This window comes from Bacillus sp. LR--39 (assembly GCF_053613335.1).
This window is the reverse complement of the sequence record NZ_JBSIOT010000001.1, coordinates 1444885-1459862: the sequence shown is the minus strand read 5'-3', so window position 1 is coordinate 1459862 and position 14978 is coordinate 1444885. Positions and strand designations below refer to the sequence as shown.

19 protein-coding genes and 1 pseudogene are annotated in these 14978 nt (G+C 45.3%); 11 read left to right on the top strand and 9 right to left on the bottom strand.

The genetic code is table 11. From position 1 onward, the window contains the following. Positions 1–21: 21 nt before the first annotated feature. The gene (locus ACWHAR_RS06980; RefSeq protein ID WP_007409664.1) at positions 22–396 is read right to left on the bottom strand and encodes a hypothetical protein; all 375 of its coding nucleotides are present in this window, start codon (positions 394–396) and stop codon (positions 22–24) included. Between the two features lie 248 nt (positions 397–644). Between ACWHAR_RS06980 and ACWHAR_RS06975 the strand changes: the two genes are divergently transcribed. Then, positions 645–1445: a polysaccharide deacetylase family protein gene (locus ACWHAR_RS06975; protein ID WP_032874785.1), complete on the top strand. Its 801-nt coding sequence runs from the start codon at positions 645–647 to the stop codon at positions 1443–1445. Between the two features lie 113 nt (positions 1446–1558). After that, on the top strand, positions 1559–1678 hold the full coding sequence (locus tag ACWHAR_RS06970; protein ID WP_003154518.1) for a GapA-binding peptide SR1P: 120 nt from the start codon (positions 1559–1561) through the stop codon (positions 1676–1678). A gap of 47 nt (positions 1679–1725) precedes the next feature. On the opposite strand, the gene ACWHAR_RS06965 is transcribed toward ACWHAR_RS06970, so the two are convergent. Further along, positions 1726–3198, bottom strand: a complete 1473-nt coding sequence (locus ACWHAR_RS06965; protein ID WP_032874787.1) for an aminotransferase class I/II-fold pyridoxal phosphate-dependent enzyme — start codon at positions 3196–3198, stop codon at positions 1726–1728. A gap of 179 nt (positions 3199–3377) precedes the next feature. Here ACWHAR_RS06965 and ACWHAR_RS06960 point away from each other — a divergent pair, with 179 nt between their 5' ends. Further along, positions 3378–3644, top strand: coding sequence for a UPF0223 family protein (locus tag ACWHAR_RS06960; RefSeq protein ID WP_032874789.1), 267 nt, complete (start codon positions 3378–3380; stop codon positions 3642–3644). A gap of 34 nt (positions 3645–3678) precedes the next feature. Here the strand turns inward: ACWHAR_RS06960 and ACWHAR_RS06955 are convergent, their stop codons facing one another. Further along, complete coding sequence (locus tag ACWHAR_RS06955; protein ID WP_007409668.1) at positions 3679–4311, bottom strand: DUF1054 domain-containing protein; 633 nt, start codon at positions 4309–4311, stop codon at positions 3679–3681. A gap of 236 nt (positions 4312–4547) precedes the next feature. On the opposite strand from ACWHAR_RS06955, the gene ACWHAR_RS06950 reads away from it, so the two are divergent. From ACWHAR_RS06950 to ACWHAR_RS06940, 3 genes are all read left to right on the top strand, one after another. Beyond that, the gene (locus tag ACWHAR_RS06950) at positions 4548–4736 is read left to right on the top strand and encodes a hypothetical protein (protein WP_007409669.1); all 189 of its coding nucleotides are present in this window, start codon (positions 4548–4550) and stop codon (positions 4734–4736) included. Positions 4737–4869: 133 nt separating this feature from the next. After that, a complete protein-coding gene (suhB, locus tag ACWHAR_RS06945; protein WP_032874791.1) occupies positions 4870–5667 on the top strand; it encodes an inositol-1-monophosphatase in 798 nt (265 codons plus the stop codon). Beyond that, positions 5654–6106 (top strand): GNAT family N-acetyltransferase, encoded by a 453-nt coding sequence (locus ACWHAR_RS06940; protein ID WP_032874793.1) that lies wholly within the window; start codon positions 5654–5656, stop codon positions 6104–6106. Before suhB ends, ACWHAR_RS06940 begins: the two co-directional genes overlap by 14 nt. A 51-nt stretch (positions 6107–6157) precedes the next feature. On the opposite strand, the gene ACWHAR_RS06935 is transcribed toward ACWHAR_RS06940, so the two are convergent. Then, entirely contained in the window at positions 6158–7723 is a 1566-nt protein-coding gene (locus ACWHAR_RS06935) for a M4 family metallopeptidase (protein WP_032874795.1), read from the bottom strand. Positions 7724–8089: 366 nt separating this feature from the next. Between ACWHAR_RS06935 and ACWHAR_RS06930 the strand changes: the two are divergent. Then, positions 8090–8224, top strand: a pseudogene (locus ACWHAR_RS06930) (RNA polymerase sigma factor); the annotation flags it as partial. Continuing rightward, positions 8221–8514: an anti-sigma factor family protein gene (locus ACWHAR_RS06925; RefSeq protein WP_032874797.1), complete on the top strand. Its 294-nt coding sequence runs from the start codon at positions 8221–8223 to the stop codon at positions 8512–8514. The pseudogene ACWHAR_RS06930 and the gene ACWHAR_RS06925, both read left to right, overlap by 4 nt. Positions 8515–8552: 38 nt before the next feature. Here ACWHAR_RS06925 and ACWHAR_RS06920 read toward each other — a convergent pair whose 3' ends face one another. Beyond that, positions 8553–9170, bottom strand: a complete 618-nt coding sequence (locus tag ACWHAR_RS06920) for a hypothetical protein (RefSeq protein ID WP_032874799.1) — start codon at positions 9168–9170, stop codon at positions 8553–8555. Between the two features lie 311 nt (positions 9171–9481). Further along, positions 9482–9670 carry a YlaF family protein gene (locus ACWHAR_RS06915; RefSeq protein ID WP_003154504.1) on the bottom strand — a complete coding sequence of 63 codons (189 nt, stop codon included), beginning with the start codon at positions 9668–9670 and terminating at the stop codon, positions 9482–9484. Between the two features lie 111 nt (positions 9671–9781). Here ACWHAR_RS06915 and typA point away from each other — a divergent pair, with 111 nt between their 5' ends. Together typA and ACWHAR_RS06905 are read left to right on the top strand one after the other, a co-directional pair. Continuing rightward, positions 9782–11620, top strand: coding sequence for a translational GTPase TypA (gene typA, locus ACWHAR_RS06910; protein ID WP_032874801.1), 1839 nt, complete (start codon positions 9782–9784; stop codon positions 11618–11620). Positions 11621–11676: 56 nt separating this feature from the next. Beyond that, positions 11677–11997 carry a YlaH-like family protein gene (locus ACWHAR_RS06905; protein WP_007611192.1) on the top strand — a complete coding sequence of 107 codons (321 nt, stop codon included), beginning with the start codon at positions 11677–11679 and terminating at the stop codon, positions 11995–11997. Between the two features lie 43 nt (positions 11998–12040). On the opposite strand, the gene ACWHAR_RS06900 is transcribed toward ACWHAR_RS06905, so the two are convergent. Beyond that, complete coding sequence (locus ACWHAR_RS06900; RefSeq protein WP_007409677.1) at positions 12041–12250, bottom strand: YlaI family protein; 210 nt, start codon at positions 12248–12250, stop codon at positions 12041–12043. 102 nt (positions 12251–12352) lie between these two features. Continuing rightward, positions 12353–12976, bottom strand: a complete 624-nt coding sequence (locus tag ACWHAR_RS06895) for a YhcN/YlaJ family sporulation lipoprotein (RefSeq protein WP_012117484.1) — start codon at positions 12974–12976, stop codon at positions 12353–12355. Positions 12977–13130: 154 nt separating this feature from the next. On the opposite strand from ACWHAR_RS06895, the gene ACWHAR_RS06890 reads away from it, so the two are divergent. Continuing rightward, positions 13131–14459, top strand: a complete 1329-nt coding sequence (locus ACWHAR_RS06890; protein ID WP_007409679.1) for a PhoH family protein — start codon at positions 13131–13133, stop codon at positions 14457–14459. Here the strand turns inward: ACWHAR_RS06890 and ACWHAR_RS06885 are convergent. After that, complete coding sequence (locus ACWHAR_RS06885; protein WP_032874803.1) at positions 14454–14930, bottom strand: hypothetical protein; 477 nt, start codon at positions 14928–14930, stop codon at positions 14454–14456. The two genes, ACWHAR_RS06890 and ACWHAR_RS06885, sit on opposite strands and share 6 nt — an antisense overlap. Between the last annotated feature and the right edge of the window lie 48 nt (positions 14931–14978).

Below are 14978 nucleotides of genomic sequence, written 5' to 3'. Positions count from 1 at the left end.
TTGTAAAAGCGGGGGCTGTTTTTATTGTGCAAGCACATGCTGCATAGGTTTGATGATATCCTCTTTTTTCTTTACGGATCCCTCAATCTTCATGACCACATGCCGATGATTGATCACCATCAGCGCAGGGAACGTGTTGATTTCCTCTTCCCATCCCTTTCTGTTGTCATAAACCTTCATTTGATCAACATGATGGGGATATTTCTTTTCTAAATCAAGGATCGCATCGTAATAAGGCACTTCTTTATCTATATGATTTTCATCGGAAAAAAACAAGATTTGAGTGTGATGAATGCTGTCGATCCGGTTTTTTGTGAATGGACTGACAGTAGAAACCGAACAGCTTGACAGAACGAACAGCATCAAAAAAAAGGGAATCACCGTACGGTAGCGCATCTATCTTACTCCTCTGTTTTATATAATATATTGGTTCATCCATTTATAAGGACTATATCAAGTGTATCACGAGAGGTGAAAAACCTAAGGCTTGTTACTGAATTGTTATATAATTGAAACCGTTTTTAATGAAGAAATAATACGTGTGACAACTTGCGCAGCCGATGTGTAAAAAAGGCACATTGTTTTTCGTGAGAGCGCTGTTTTTTCGTTATACTGGGGGCAAAACCATATCAGGAGGGATTGTCATGTATAAAGCCGTTGCAGCCGTCATATGTATGTGCTTACTCGCCGGCTGCCAATCAAACGAAAAGATGCAAACAAACAAACCCCATTCTCAAGCCGCGGCCAATCACGCCAAACGGGAAAACCATCATACAAAAGAGGAAAAACAGAAAAAACAAAAGGCGGAGCCCCGTTACTATATCAATCCGAAAAGTTTTTCTGTGGAAAAAATGGATGAACAGAAAGAGAAAAAACCGATCGCATTGGTAACGATCGATGACGCGCCTGATCAGCATGCCGCTGAGATTGCGGACAAACTGCACGATCTCAATGCATCAGCGATCTTTTTTGTGAACGGACATTTTTTGAAAAAAGATGAAAATAAGAAAGCGCTTAAGCATATTCATGAGTTAGGTTTTATGATCGGAAATCATACAATGACTCATCAAAACTTAAAAGATCTTTCCGAACAAAAACAACGGGAAGAAATCATTGGCGTCAATAAAGCGGTTGAAAAGGTAATAGGAGAGAAACCCGCATTTTTCAGGGCGCCTTTCGGAAGCAATACGGACTACAGTGACAGACTTATAAAAAAAGAAGGTATGGTGAAAATGAACTGGACCTTCGGGTATGATTGGGATCAGAAATATCAATCCAAAAAAGCGCTTACCGATATCACACTGAACAGTCCTTATCTGCGGGACGGGGCCAACATATTGATGCATGACCGGAAATGGACGGCAGAAGCCATGCCGGACATTGTAAAAGGATTGCGTCATAAAGGATATACTGTGATTGACCCTCGAGCTATAAAAAGACCGTAAAAAATAAATGTGTTATACAATTTATCAGTTGACATATTAAATGTGACATAATAATATAATAACAACAAGTAAAAATTAAGCGTTTTCAAATTCTGAGAAATGGGGAATGACAGATGGGTACAATTGTTTGCCAAGACTGTAACGAAGCGATTCATTACTTTGAGGATGAGAAGGTCACGACGTTATACGGAACATGCTGCGGACAATGCCAGTGTCATCTTGAAGAAGAGTAAAAAGCGTAAAAAGGCCCGAAACGATTTCGTTTCGGGCTTCTTTATGTTTATTGGATGGCTTTTTGCTCTTTGATCACTCTGATCATTTCAAGCGTTGCATCTTCGGGACCCTGCACAGGAAGGCCGGCGTCCAAGTTTTTAAAAATGTAGCTGATATTTTCTTCAGTAATGATCTCACCCGGAATAAAGATCGGAATTCCCGGCGGGTACACCATGACAAACTCTGCGATGATCCGTCCCGCGGATTCTTTTAACGGAATGACTTCCGTATTTGCGTAAAACGCGTCTCTTGGCGTCATCGCTAACAGAGGAATTTCAGGAAGCAGAACTTCGGTTTGCTGATGAGCATAGTCATTGTCGGAAGCCTGCTTTGAAATGTCTGTAAGCGCGCTTACAAGACGGTCGGCATCTCCCGCTCTGTCTCCGGGGGTGAAAATACATAAAATATTATACAAATCGGACAGCTCGACTTCGATATTATATGATTCGCGGAGCCATTTTTCAACGTCATGGCCCGTCAGGCCGAGGTTTTTGACCGAAATGATTAATTTAGTCGGATCATAACTGAATGCAGCTTTAGACCCTGTGATTTCTTCGCCGACACAGCGGATGCCTTCAATTTGATTGAGGCGTTCCCGTGTCTGATCCGCCAGCAGAATCGTATCTTCAAGAAGATCGCGGCCTTCTGTAGCGAGGCGCTTTCTTGCGACATCCAGTGAAGCGAGAAGCAGATAGGATGTTGACGTTGTCGTCAGCATGCTTAAAATCGACTGTACTCTTTCTTTGGAAACAAGACCTTCTCTCACATTTAAAATGGAGCTCTGCGTCAGGGAGCCTCCCAATTTGTGCACGCTTGTGGCTGCCATATCAGCGCCCGCCTGCATGGCGGACAGAGGAAGCTTATCATGAAAATGAATATGAACGCCGTGCGCTTCATCGACAAGCACAGGCACATTGAAAGAATGCGCGAGCTTTACAATGCTGCTCAAGTCCGCTGCCACACCGAAGTACGTCGGATTTATGACAAGCAGGCCTTTTGCGTCAGGGTGCTCCGTCAAAGCCCGCTCTGCGGACTCAAGCGTAATGCCGTGAGAAATTCCGAGCTCATCGTCAATTTCCGGGTGTATAAAAATCGGCACCGCTCCGGAAAATACAATGGCCGACATAATGGATTTATGAACGTTTCTCGGGATGATGATTTTATCTCCGGGTCCGCATACGGCCATGACCATCGTCATAATGGCGCCGCTCGTCCCTTGTACGGAAAAAAAGGTATGGTCTGCGCCGAATGCTTCCGCGGCCAGATCCTGAGCTTCTTTAATGATGCCCTTTGGCGCATGTAAATCATCCAGGGGTTCGATATTAATTAAATCTATACTTAACGCGTTTTCTCCGATAAATTGTCTGAATTCCGGATCCATTCCCGCGCCTTTTTTATGGCCCGGAATGTGGAATTGGACAGGCTGTCTGTCCGCGTGCTTTTTCAGTCCGCTGTACAGGGGTGTTTCATGTTGCGGCAATTGTTTTCCCACCTTTATCATAATACCTACGGATTAGTTTGTATTACATTCAGTTTTATTACCCGTTTTTTAAACGTAAAACAAATGAATTATATTATGAACTTGAAAGAAAGTAAAGAACAATTTATGATCTATGGAAGATGCTTTTTTTGAGCATGATTATAAAGGAGTGAAGACATTTGGAATATCAATATCCGATGAATGAGGACTGGACGACAGAGGAGGCCGTGGATGTCATTGCTTTTTTTCAGCAGGTGGAAAACGCCTATGAAAAAGGGGCTGACCGAGACAGACTTCTGAATACGTACCGCCGCTTTAAAGAAATCGTTCCCGGGAAAGCGGAAGAAAAGAAAATCTGCAGCCAATTTGAAGCTGACAGCACCTATTCCCCGTATCGGACTGTGAAACAGGCGAAACAATCAGATCAAGCGATTATCAAAATGTAGACAAAGCGAGCCGGCAATCGGCCCGCTTTTTATGTTATGAGACTTTCTGAGTCAGTGTGTATAAAAAGGAAAGCTTCCTAAAAGCATCTTCAATGGTTTGCAGGAATTCATTGTTGTTCATGTTGATCACGTCTTCTTTTTGCAGCTGAATGCCGCACAAAAGCTCTGCTTTTTTCACTGTCTGCAGGCGTTCAAATAATGTTTTCAGCTGCTCCTGATCCATGTCGGACTGCTTGTACGCCCCTGGCTTCGTATGATCCGGGGACCATACAAAATGACCGGGAATCTGTTTTGTGATGTCCTCCTGCTTCGCTTCCAGCAATCTGCCGTATTCCTCTTTTATCGGAGATTCATAAATGATGGCAAACCATACAAACATATGGGTGTCCCATAAACCGATCTGAAAGTGAGGGAGTTTTTTATACCCGCGTTTGCTGTTGGCAAAGGCAACCCAGCTGTCAGCCGGCGGGTTGACAGATCTTCTCGCGTGCTTGGCGACATGCGGGAACATTTCATCTCCTGTCAATGCTGACAATGTCGGTGCGAAATGCTCTCCTAACAAGGTCAGCTTCGGACGGACTTGTTCTTTTAACACCTCCATGCGCGGATCTAAACCTTCTATTGTAAATGTATCGAAGTCTTCTTTTGTAAAACGCATCTGAGTCATCTTTTTCCTCCTTATCGTAAGTATTCATATTTTACCACAGCCGCCGCCGGCCGCAAAAACATTGAGAACGTTTGAGCCGAGAGGATTGGTGGTAAAAAACGAATAGGTAAACACACAATTTTAAGAATGTTGTTACAGCCGAATATAAGTTTCCATACGATATAAGAAGTATCATTAATAAATTGGAAAAATGGGATGCTTTTTTAACAAATGATCTCTGGAAGGGGCGAAAGACAATGAGGCAAGTGGTGAAGGAAGGATTCAGGGAGGAAAAAAATAACCGTGTAGCTGTCTGGAGACTAGAGGTTGATTATGAATTGGCAACCCTGTATGAGGCCATGCAAAAAGAGAATGCAGATCAAATCGATCTCAGCAAAAGAAAACTGGAACGTCTCAGAAAAGAATGGATTCGGCTTAACGGATAAAGAATAGTAAAAACGAACCGCAGGAAATGGTTCGTTTTTACGTGAGAAGGCATTTTTTTCATTTTCCTTGCTTTTTCATCGCCTTTATCAGTATGCTATAGAATAAGCTATACATAGAAAAGAGGTACACGGTATGACAAATTGGACGGAAATTGATGATATCGCAAAAAAGTGGGTAAAAGAAGCCGGAACGAGAATCAGACAATCCATGCAGAAAAGCTTGACGATTGAAACAAAATCAAATCCGAATGATTTAGTCACAAATATTGATAAAGAGACGGAGCGCTTTTTCATTGACCGTATACAGGGAACTTTTCCCGGACACCGGATTCTCGGAGAAGAAGGGCAGGGGGATAAACTCCGCTCCCTTGACGGAATCGTCTGGATCATTGATCCGATCGACGGGACGATGAATTTTGTCCATCAAAAGCGGCATTTCGCGATCTCCATCGGCATCTTTGAAGACGGAAAAGGCAAAATCGGCTTAATTTATGATGTGATGCAGGACGAGCTGTATCACGCATTCAGCGGAAAAGGAGCTTATCTGAACAATACGCCGCTTGCTCCTTTAAAAGAAGCTTCCATTGAAGAAGCCATTATTGCAATCAATGCCACATGGGTGACGGAAAACAGAAGGATTGACCCGAGTATTTTGGCGCCGCTCGTAAAACGGGTCAGAGGAACGCGTTCCTATGGTTCGGCGGCACTTGAGCTGGCCAGTGTTGCCGCCGGCCGCATTGACGCATACATTACGATGAGGCTCGCGCCGTGGGATTACGCTGCCGGCTGCGTGCTGCTGAACGAAGTCGGGGGCATTTACACGACCACAGACGGCGAACCGTTTACGTTTTTAGACAACCACAGCGTGCTTGCGGGCAATCCGGCAATACATAAAATTATCTTTGACGACTATTTACATGCTGACAGGTAGAGATTTTGAAGAGAAAGATCTCGGTTTTCTGGAGCAGCTGGCGGCATCACACCCGGTGTGGAAAAACGAAGAGTTCGGAACAAAAAATGCGGCGGAGTTTATGCTTGCATACTCCATGTACAATGGAACGTGGCTCGTATGGGAGATTGACGGCGCTCCTGCCGCCGTCAGTTTTCATTTGGAATGGGCCCCTTCAAACGGAAAACCGTGGCTCGGAACCGTGGCCGTCGCTCCGGAGGCAAAAGAGAAAGGAATCGGACGCGCGGTCATTGAAGAGATTGCGGGCCGGCTGAGAGGAGAGCATAAAGCGATGTTTTCAGCCGTTCCCCTGGACAGGCAGGAATGGGTTTTGTTTTTAAGCCAATGCGGCTTTGAACAGCTCAAGCTTGAAAAAGACGATCGGGAAAAGACATATATGATCATGGTGAAGCCATTGTGAAATGTTTCAGATATAAAAAAGAGACCGGATTTCTCCGGTCTCTTTTCTTGTTTACAAGCCGACCGCATTCCAGGCCGCTTCTACGCTTGCAGCGTCTTGAGAGCCGTAAAGGTCCCGCGCTGATTGAATCAAAGCTGCTTTTGCATCTTTAAAGTTTGATGACGGAGTGAGATATACCGTCAGTGCGCGATAGTAAATCTGCTCCGCTTTTTTCACGCCGATTTTTGTAATCGTGTTGTAAGCGGCTTTGTTCGGAATTCCGCTGTTTGTATGCACGCCGCCGTAGTCGCCGGCATCAGTGTTCGGAAGGTTTCGATAATTTTTGTAATGGTCGGGCTGTCCGTATTTTGTCGGAGTGGATAAACTGCGGAGAGCCGGCTGGCTGACCGTAATATCTTCACCGATATCCCAGTCCTCAGTATCGTTGAAGTATCCGAATACATCAGAGAAGGATTCGTTTAAAGCGCCCGGCTGATTTTCATAGTTCAGGTTGGCTGTTTCCTGTGTAACACCATGTGTCATTTCATGGGCCGTTACGTCCATTGAACCGGAAAGAGGCGAGAAGAATGAGCCGTCACCGTCACCGTAAATCATTTGGTCGCCGATCCAGGCCGCGTTATTGTATTTGCTGCCGTAATGAACGGAAGATACGATTTTGCCGCCTTTATTGTCGTAGCTGTTGCGTTTAAACGTCTGATAGAAATAATCGTACACTTTGCCGAGATTGTAATGCGCATCAACGGCAGCGCGCTGAGAAGAAGTTGTGAACTGGTTCGTAGTGCTTGATACGAGCGTGCCCGGCAGGTTATATTGTCGGTTTTGAAGATCGTACGTAATAATTTGCGTTCCGGTAGGTTTAGAAAGATCACGCATTACATATTTGCCGCTTTCAGAAGAAATATTTAATGAGACCGTTTTTCCTTTAAGAGTCGTACCTGTTCCGGTTGCAGCGGCATGCTCCACTTTGTTTTGCTTTTTCAGGACTTTCCCTGTTTCCGCATCAACGGTTACTTCCCAGTTAGCTGGTTCCGGTTCGATGTAGCGGATGGTTACATCATAGGCGAGGCGGTATTTACCGTCTTTTGTGGCCGCTGCTTTCAGCTCGGCTTTGTTTTTGTTTGCAACGTTGCCGTTAGAGACGGCTTCAGGTGATTTGCCGATTGCTTTAAAAGCATGATCCAGCGCCTGATTTGCAGATAATTTTTTGCTGTTTGCCGTTTTGGCAGAAGCATCGTTGTTTAATTCACCGTTAATCGCATAGACATTGTTGGATTTATCGACGTGAATAATGACTTGTGAGTCTTTCACAGGCACACCGTTAACGACAGGCACATAACGGAAATGCTTGTAGCCGAGATCATCAGTCGTGTGGTCAATCAGCTTCAGTCTCTCAGAAGGGTTGCCTTTGAAGACTTTGCCGTTTTGTTTCAAGTATTGCTTGATTGCTTTGTCACTGACTGAAGGCAATTCAGATTGCACCAAAGAATGCTTCGGCACAAAGTTCGTCAGGTTTTCTTTAAGCTGAGGATTCTCAGCGGCCTGAACACCCGGAAGACTGATGGTTAAACTCATAAAGGAAGCGGCGACAGCAACAGACAATTTCTTACCTAAACCCACAATAAATCCCCCTTTTTGAAAATAATGAAAACTTATATTGTTATAATAAACCAGCATTCTCTCATTCTGCAATATAAAACTAGACTCCGCTGATGAATTGATAGAATCGTCCCGGAAAGGCTTCCGGCGGCCAGCATCGGGGGATAAGCCGAGAGGCACGTGTTGAATCAGACATGAGTCGAATGATGCGATTTATTCTGAAAAAAATGACAAATGAAGTCGGGAAAAATGATAGGGGAAAAATGTTCCGATCTGTAAAACTTTTTTTATAGCCGTTTGTCTAAACGGGTGAGGCCTTAATAAACGAAAAGGATTGTTTCAGATGTCAGAGATTTTTAGTCATTTTATTCAGCATTTCGACAGGTATTTCAAGAGCTGTCTTACGAAGAGATTGCAGATGTTTTGGACTGGAGTCTTTCGAAGGTGAAGAGCACCCTGTACAGGGCAAGAATGCAGCTGAAACAGCACTTGGCGGAAAAAAGGAAGGACGGACAGATATGACTTGCTGTTTAGTGAGAGATTTACTCCCTTTATATATTGAAGGCGATTGTGAAACAGAAACGGAGCGGTTTATTTCCCGTCATCTTGAATCATGCGGTAAGTGCGGGAGTTTATATCATATGATGAAGGAGCCGCTTGACCTCGGCAGCCCTAAGATGAAGGCGCCAGCTTGTTATGCAGAAGAAGAAAGGCGGTTTAAGGAACGGTATTACGGGAAACTGCTGATAAAAGCAGCCTGTATGTTCGGTGCTGTTTTCTTTATCATGCTGATCCTTAAACTGCTGATTTAAAAAAACGCCCGGCTGAATGACCGGGCGTTTTAATCCGTTTACTCAGCCGGATGAAAGGCTGTATAAATGCCTTCAAGCAATTCCTGGGGCAGTGAATTAAAGAATCCGGCACACAGCTTTGCTTCTTTTTTTCCTGCTCCCGCTTTTTCAGCAAGGTCCTGATCAAACGTATACACACCGTCTTCTTCAATCAGCGCAGATTGAAGGATATGAAGACTTTGGGAAAAAGCGGTGAACAGCTGATCAACGATAAGGGCCTCTTTTTCCGTAAAGCCGAGCTCCACCGCTTTTTCTTTATTAAATGTATATTCGCCGTCCGTTTTCTCAATACATTGGGAAAGAACGGTTAAAAATTCGGTTGAACTGTCCCACAGCTTTTGAATGATCTGGGCTTGTTCTTGATCTAATCCCAATTCAACCGCTTTTTCACCGTCAAAATAATAGACACCGTCTTTTTCGTAAATCGATTGGCTGATGATGTCAATGAGTTTTGCCGCGTCTTCCGGTGTTTTCTCTGCGGAAGCCTGCAGGGCATGCGGCTCATTTGCCTGGATCGTTTTTGCGCCGGCAGAATCAAGCGGACTGAATGCAAGCAAGGCGGCTGAGGCGGTTGCGGCGGCAGTTACAGCGGTTTTCTTCAAAAAAGATGTTTTCATTTTGTTCTCTCCTTGTCATGTGTATTTGCTTACAGCCACAAGTATAAAAAGACAATGATGGAATTGATATAGGAGGTATGGTATTTTCTGCATAACGATGCCGGACTATTTCAGACTGCATTTTCTGAGGGAATCTGCTGATGTAACTAGAGTGGGGGCCGTCATTTCCGGCTTCCTGACTAGGCGGCGGGGGAGATAAGCCTTACATCTAAAGCCTGTTTTGAGAATGTAAAAAAGCCTGAGTCTTTGATTCAGGCTTCATTAGATATTGTGCTTTTCATGTTTACGGAATTTTGCAAAGGGTCATGCTTTTAATCAAGCAGTCCCTGTTCGCGCATTTTTTTCTTTACGGTGAAACCGCTTCCCATCATGGCGATAACGAGAACAATGCTTCCGATGATGCCCCATGCGCTTTTCTCAGCGATTGATACGCCGATCAGCATCATGCTGAAGACTGCTGCGAATGCAAATAATAATAAGAGCCAATTCAATTTTTTCATATTTCCATCCCCTTTAACGTCATACTTTCAGTTTACAGAAAAACGTAACGCTTTTAAAGAGGATGTGTGGTATAATATGAAAGTTATCTAATTTTTTTAGGAGATGAAAATGTGAAACTTCGAAACGATCTTCGCAACATCGCGATTATTGCCCACGTTGACCATGGGAAAACGACTTTGGTAGACCAATTGCTTCACCAAGCCGGAACATTCCGTGCCAACGAAAATATTGCCGAACGCGCAATGGATTCAAACGATCTTGAACGTGAACGCGGTATTACAATTCTTGCGAAAAATACTGCGATTAACTATAAAGATACACGCATTAATATTTTGGACACTCCGGGACACGCCGACTTCGGCGGAGAGGTAGAACGGATTATGAAAATGGTTGACGGCGTTCTGTTAGTCGTTGACGCATATGAAGGCTGCATGCCGCAAACCCGTTTCGTACTGAAAAAAGCCCTTGAGCAGAACTTAAATCCGGTTGTCGTCGTAAACAAAATCGACCGTGATTTCGCCCGCCCGGAAGAAGTCATTGATGAAGTGCTTGATTTGTTCATCGAGCTTGACGCAAACGAACAACAGCTTGAGTTCCCTGTCGTCTACGCTTCTGCGATTAACGGAACGGCAAGTCTGGATCCGAAAAAGCAGGACGAAAATATGGAATCACTGTATGAAACGATTCTTGAACATGTCCCTGCCCCGGTAGATAACGCCGAAGAGCCTCTTCAATTCCAAGTGGCGCTGCTTGATTACAATGATTATGTCGGCCGTATCGGTATCGGACGCGTTTTCCGCGGCACGATGAAAGTGGGTCAGCAGGTTTCATTGATGAAACTTGATGGAACGGTAAAATCATTCCGCGTAACGAAAATCTTCGGTTTCCAAGGATTGAAACGCGTGGAAATTGAAGAAGCGAGAGCGGGAGACCTCGTTGCCGTTTCGGGCATGGAAGACATCAACGTCGGTGAAACGGTTTGTCCGGCTGACCACCATGAGCCGCTGCCGGTTCTGCGCATTGATGAGCCTACGCTTCAAATGACATTTGTTGTAAACAACAGCCCGTTTGCAGGCCGTGAAGGCAAATATGTCACAGCCCGCAAAATTGAAGAGCGTCTGAACGCGCAGCTTCAAACAGACGTCAGTCTTCGTGTCGAACCGACTGCATCACCTGACGCATGGGTTGTTTCAGGACGCGGTGAGCTTCACCTGTCCATTTTAATTGAAAACATGCGCCGTGAAGGCTATGAGCTTCAAGTGTCTAAACCTGAAGTTATCATTAAGGAAATCGAAGGCGTAAGCTGCGAGCCTGTTGAGCGCGTACAGATTGACGTGCCTGAAGAGCATACCGGTTCTGTTATGGAATCAATGGGTGCGAGAAAAGGCGAAATGCTTGATATGATTAATAACGGAAACGGCCAGGTCCGCCTGATCTTTACCGTACCTTCACGCGGACTCATCGGCTATTCTACTGAGTTTCTGTCACTGACACGCGGGTTCGGTATCCTGAACCACACGTTTGACAGCTATCAGCCGATGCAAAAAGGCCAAGTCGGAGGCCGACGTCAGGGTGTGCTCGTTTCCATGGAAAACGGAAAAGCGACATCTTACGGAATTCAAGGTATTGAAGACCGCGGCGTCATCTTCGTTGAGCCTGGAACAGAAGTATATGAAGGCATGATTGTCGGCGAACATAACCGTGACAATGACCTTGTCGTCAATGTCAGCAAAATGAAACAGCAGACAAACGTCCGTTCCGCTACGAAGGATCAAACGACTACAATTAAGAAAGCGCGCATTATGTCGCTTGAAGAATCACTCGAGTACTTAAACGAAGATGAATACTGTGAAGTAACGCCGGAATCCATCCGTTTAAGAAAGAAAATCCTGAATAAAAACGAACGTGAAAAAGCGGCGAAAAAGAAAAAAACAGCAGGAATGTCTTAATCACTTGCAGAATTTGAAGAGGTAGAACCCGAACGGAAAAGGGGAGGGGGATCCTTTTGAATGAAGTAAGTGAACGGCTGTCGTTCTTTGCGGCTCTTTACCAAGTGGATGAGCATCCGCTGACGGGAATGTGGCTGTTATACGGAACAATCGTCGTGCTTTCAGTGATTGTATTTAAACTCGGCTTTGCCAAACGGCTGCCGGTGTTGAAGGCTGCGGCAGTTTATCTCTTTCTCGTGCTCGGCTGCACCGTACTGACTTTTTTCGGTGTGTTTCTGCCGGTCGGAGAAGGGCTTGTTGTCGCCGCTTTGATTTTGATCGTTTACAAAATCCGTCTGCACCAGTCCAAAAAAAGCCAGTCAGCTAAACCGCAATAAAAAAATGACCTTGCCTTCCGGCGGGTCATTTTTTTATTGCGGTTTATTTTTTCAGTTTATCTTTTTTCGCTTTTTGTCCGGGATGAAAGGAAAAGTGTCCGGTATTCAGCCGTGCCTCCGTTTTGACTTTGATTCGGTCATGGCATTCCCGGCACATATATGTATGAATCGGACGATTGCGGAGGCGTTTGGCTGTCAGTGTTTCATCATCAATTTGTTCGATTTTGTCGCAAATGGAACATTTTACTCTCATTGATTTTTCACCTCTTTCACTATGACAAGCATTATAACATGGATGCCCCTCCTGCCAAAGGGAAAGAAAGCAGCGCCCTTCCTTTGGAGCGGGCGCTGCTTTTTACCGGCGGTTTTTCATATGATGATCCGATTGATCGTTCTGTTCGTTCTGCAGCTTGTTCTGGTCTCTTTGGTTCAGCTGATCATCATTCGATTGAGTCGGTGATTCTTTTTCATTGTCGGTCACATCATTCGGGACTTCCGGCATGACACGACCGACGATGGCGGCAAGTTCGTCCAAAATGCCTGAAACGGGGCGGCCGGCCTTAATGTCGCTGCCCATGCCTCTCAGACGGGAAACCGTATCAGGATCAGCCACGACAACGGCATTGGCGCCGTAAGGATCGTTTTTTAACGCCTGGGCAACCGTGTATTTAATGCTCTCCACTTTGCTTCTTTCTAAATTGTCATCCACATCGATACCGACAACGGAGTATCTTCCGAGTACAACCGCGGTGGCGTCTGAAATGCCGGGGATTTTTTCGGTTACCTCGACGAGATGCTTAGCGATGTCTGTCCGGCCGGGATTTTCAGCTGTCTCAGGAGCCGTATTTTTCACATGGATCGGTTTTGCATCGCGCTGATCGGCTGATTCGTTCTGAATATTGCGGCCGCGGCCGTCCTGTACAGCAGTGCAGCCGGTAAGGATAAACAAGGCTTGTATGATAATGAAAAGAATTCGCACGTCAGATTTCCTCCTTGAATGCTTTCATTTATTTTATTGTTGAATTAACCTTCTATCTTTATTCACAAAATCATATATTTTAGCAGGCATCCCCGTTATTCGCGGAAAGAGAAGCACACGATGGGCTTTGATCCTTATTTCAGGAGGCTGAGACTTGAGTAAAATTTATGTGTTAGATACGAATGTACTTTTGCAGGATCCTAACGCCATTTTTTCCTTTGAAGAAAACGAAGTTGTCATCCCCGCCGTCGTGCTGGAAGAGGTCGATTCAAAAAAGCGGTATATGGACGAGGTCGGGAGAAATGCGAGGCACGTATCTAAGCTGATAGACGGGCTCAGGGAGAAAGGAAGGCTGCACGAGAAAGTTCCGCTTGAAAGCGGAGGAACGCTCAGAATTGAACTGAACCACCGGTCATTTCACCAGCTCCAAGAAATTTTTATCGAAAAAACGAATGATAACCGCATTTTGGCGGTGGCAAAAAATTTAAGCCTTGAGGAGGAAACGAAAGAAAACGGCCGCCTCGTCATCCTGGTCAGCAAAGATGTGCTTGTCAGGGTAAAGGCGGATGCCATCGGGCTTTTGGCGGAGGACTTTTTAAACGACAGAGTCGTTGACCATGATGAAATATATAGCGGGTACAAAGATATATTTATGAATAAAGAGCGGTTTGCCTCGTTTTATAAAAACAAACAAATTTCAGTCAAGGAGCTTCAGCAGCATCAGGTTTATCCGAATCAATTTGTGCTGATGAAAGATGAATTAGGAGGATCTTCGTCTGCGGTCGGCATGACAGATAAGAAAGGCGAGACTGTAAAAAGACTCGTTTTCGATGATGAGCACGTATGGGGCATCAGGCCGAAGAACGTCCAGCAGACAATGGCGCTTGAACTCCTGCTGAGGGAAGATATCCCGCTTGTCACCCTGATCGGAAAAGCGGGGACGGGAAAAACCTTGCTTGCTCTCGCGGCAGGGCTTCTGCAGACGGAGGATCTCGGGATTTATAAAAAGCTGATCGTCGCGCGTCCCATCGTCCCGGTGGGAAAGGATATCGGATATTTGCCGGGCGAAAAAGAGGAAAAGCTCAAGCCGTGGATGCAGCCGATCTTTGATAATCTTGAATTTTTATTCAATGCGAAAAAGCCGGGTGAACTTGAAGCGATTTTGGCAGGAATCGGATCGATTCAGGTGGAGGCGCTGACATACATTCGGGGAAGAAGCATTCCGGATCAGTTTATTATTATTGATGAGGCTCAGAATTTGACGAGGCACGAGGTCAAAACGCTTTTGACTCGGGTGGGAGAGGGCAGCAAAATTGTCCTGATGGGCGATCCGGAGCAAATAGATCACCCATACTTAGACAGTTTAAACAACGGACTTGCTTATGTTGTAGAACGGTTTAAAGAACAAACCGTCTCCGGCAGCGTGAAGCTTGTGAAAGGTGAGAGATCCGGCCTTGCACAGCTTGCCGCCGATTTGTTATAAAACTTCGATTTCTGTGACGCCCGTTATCGGTTTTTCAAAGTCTCCGTCCACGTAAAAATGGACCGGGCCGCCGTCTTGAAGGGGTTTCCCCGCATCACTGAAATGCGCGACTGCGTCCATCGCCTTTTCGAGCGGCACTTCGGTTCTTTCTGATTTTGAAATAAATGCGCACAGGACAGCGCTTTCTTTCGGCTCGGCATTTGCTAAAACAGCGCCGAGCTTCATGGCGAAGCTGCCGTTCATCAGTCTTTCTTTTTCATAACGTTTTTCGCTTTTTAAAGTCGGCGGCGAAATGCGCCCTTCTCTGATCACCCGTTCCGGATCAAGCGTATGCTCCTGGGTTTCTGCAGAGCCGTCCGGATGAACGGGCTGATTTTTTTCAAACGGAAACTTGCGGTCATCGAAAATCCAGACACTCGGATCAATTGTAATCGGGTATGTAACATTGCCTTTTACTTGAATAACGCTCATGGTGAAGCCCCCCTTTACTTAAAGTATAAAAGTTTTCGCATGAATTGT

Bases quoted from the DNA above. Each gene is read 5' to 3' on its own strand.
- ACWHAR_RS06980 (WP_007409664.1), bottom strand. From the start codon at position 396: ATGCGCTACCGTACGGTGATTCCCTTTTTTTTGATGCTGTTCGTTCTG.
- ACWHAR_RS06975 (WP_032874785.1), top strand. From the start codon at position 645: ATGTATAAAGCCGTTGCAGCCGTCATATGTATGTGCTTACTCGCCGGC.
- ACWHAR_RS06970 (WP_003154518.1), top strand. From the start codon at position 1,559: ATGGGTACAATTGTTTGCCAAGACTGTAACGAAGCGATTCATTACTTT.
- ACWHAR_RS06955 (WP_007409668.1), bottom strand. From the start codon at position 4,311: ATGACTCAGATGCGTTTTACAAAAGAAGACTTCGATACATTTACAATA.
- ACWHAR_RS06950 (WP_007409669.1), top strand. From the start codon at position 4,548: ATGAGGCAAGTGGTGAAGGAAGGATTCAGGGAGGAAAAAAATAACCGT.
- suhB (WP_032874791.1), top strand. From the start codon at position 4,870: ATGACAAATTGGACGGAAATTGATGATATCGCAAAAAAGTGGGTAAAA.
- ACWHAR_RS06940 (WP_032874793.1), top strand. From the start codon at position 5,654: ATGCTGACAGGTAGAGATTTTGAAGAGAAAGATCTCGGTTTTCTGGAG.
- ACWHAR_RS06925 (WP_032874797.1), top strand. From the start codon at position 8,221: ATGACTTGCTGTTTAGTGAGAGATTTACTCCCTTTATATATTGAAGGC.
- ACWHAR_RS06920 (WP_032874799.1), bottom strand. From the start codon at position 9,170: ATGAAAACATCTTTTTTGAAGAAAACCGCTGTAACTGCCGCCGCAACC.
- ACWHAR_RS06915 (WP_003154504.1), bottom strand. From the start codon at position 9,670: ATGAAAAAATTGAATTGGCTCTTATTATTATTTGCATTCGCAGCAGTC.
- ACWHAR_RS06900 (WP_007409677.1), bottom strand. From the start codon at position 12,250: ATGAGAGTAAAATGTTCCATTTGCGACAAAATCGAACAAATTGATGAT.
- ACWHAR_RS06885 (WP_032874803.1), bottom strand. From the start codon at position 14,930: ATGAGCGTTATTCAAGTAAAAGGCAATGTTACATACCCGATTACAATT.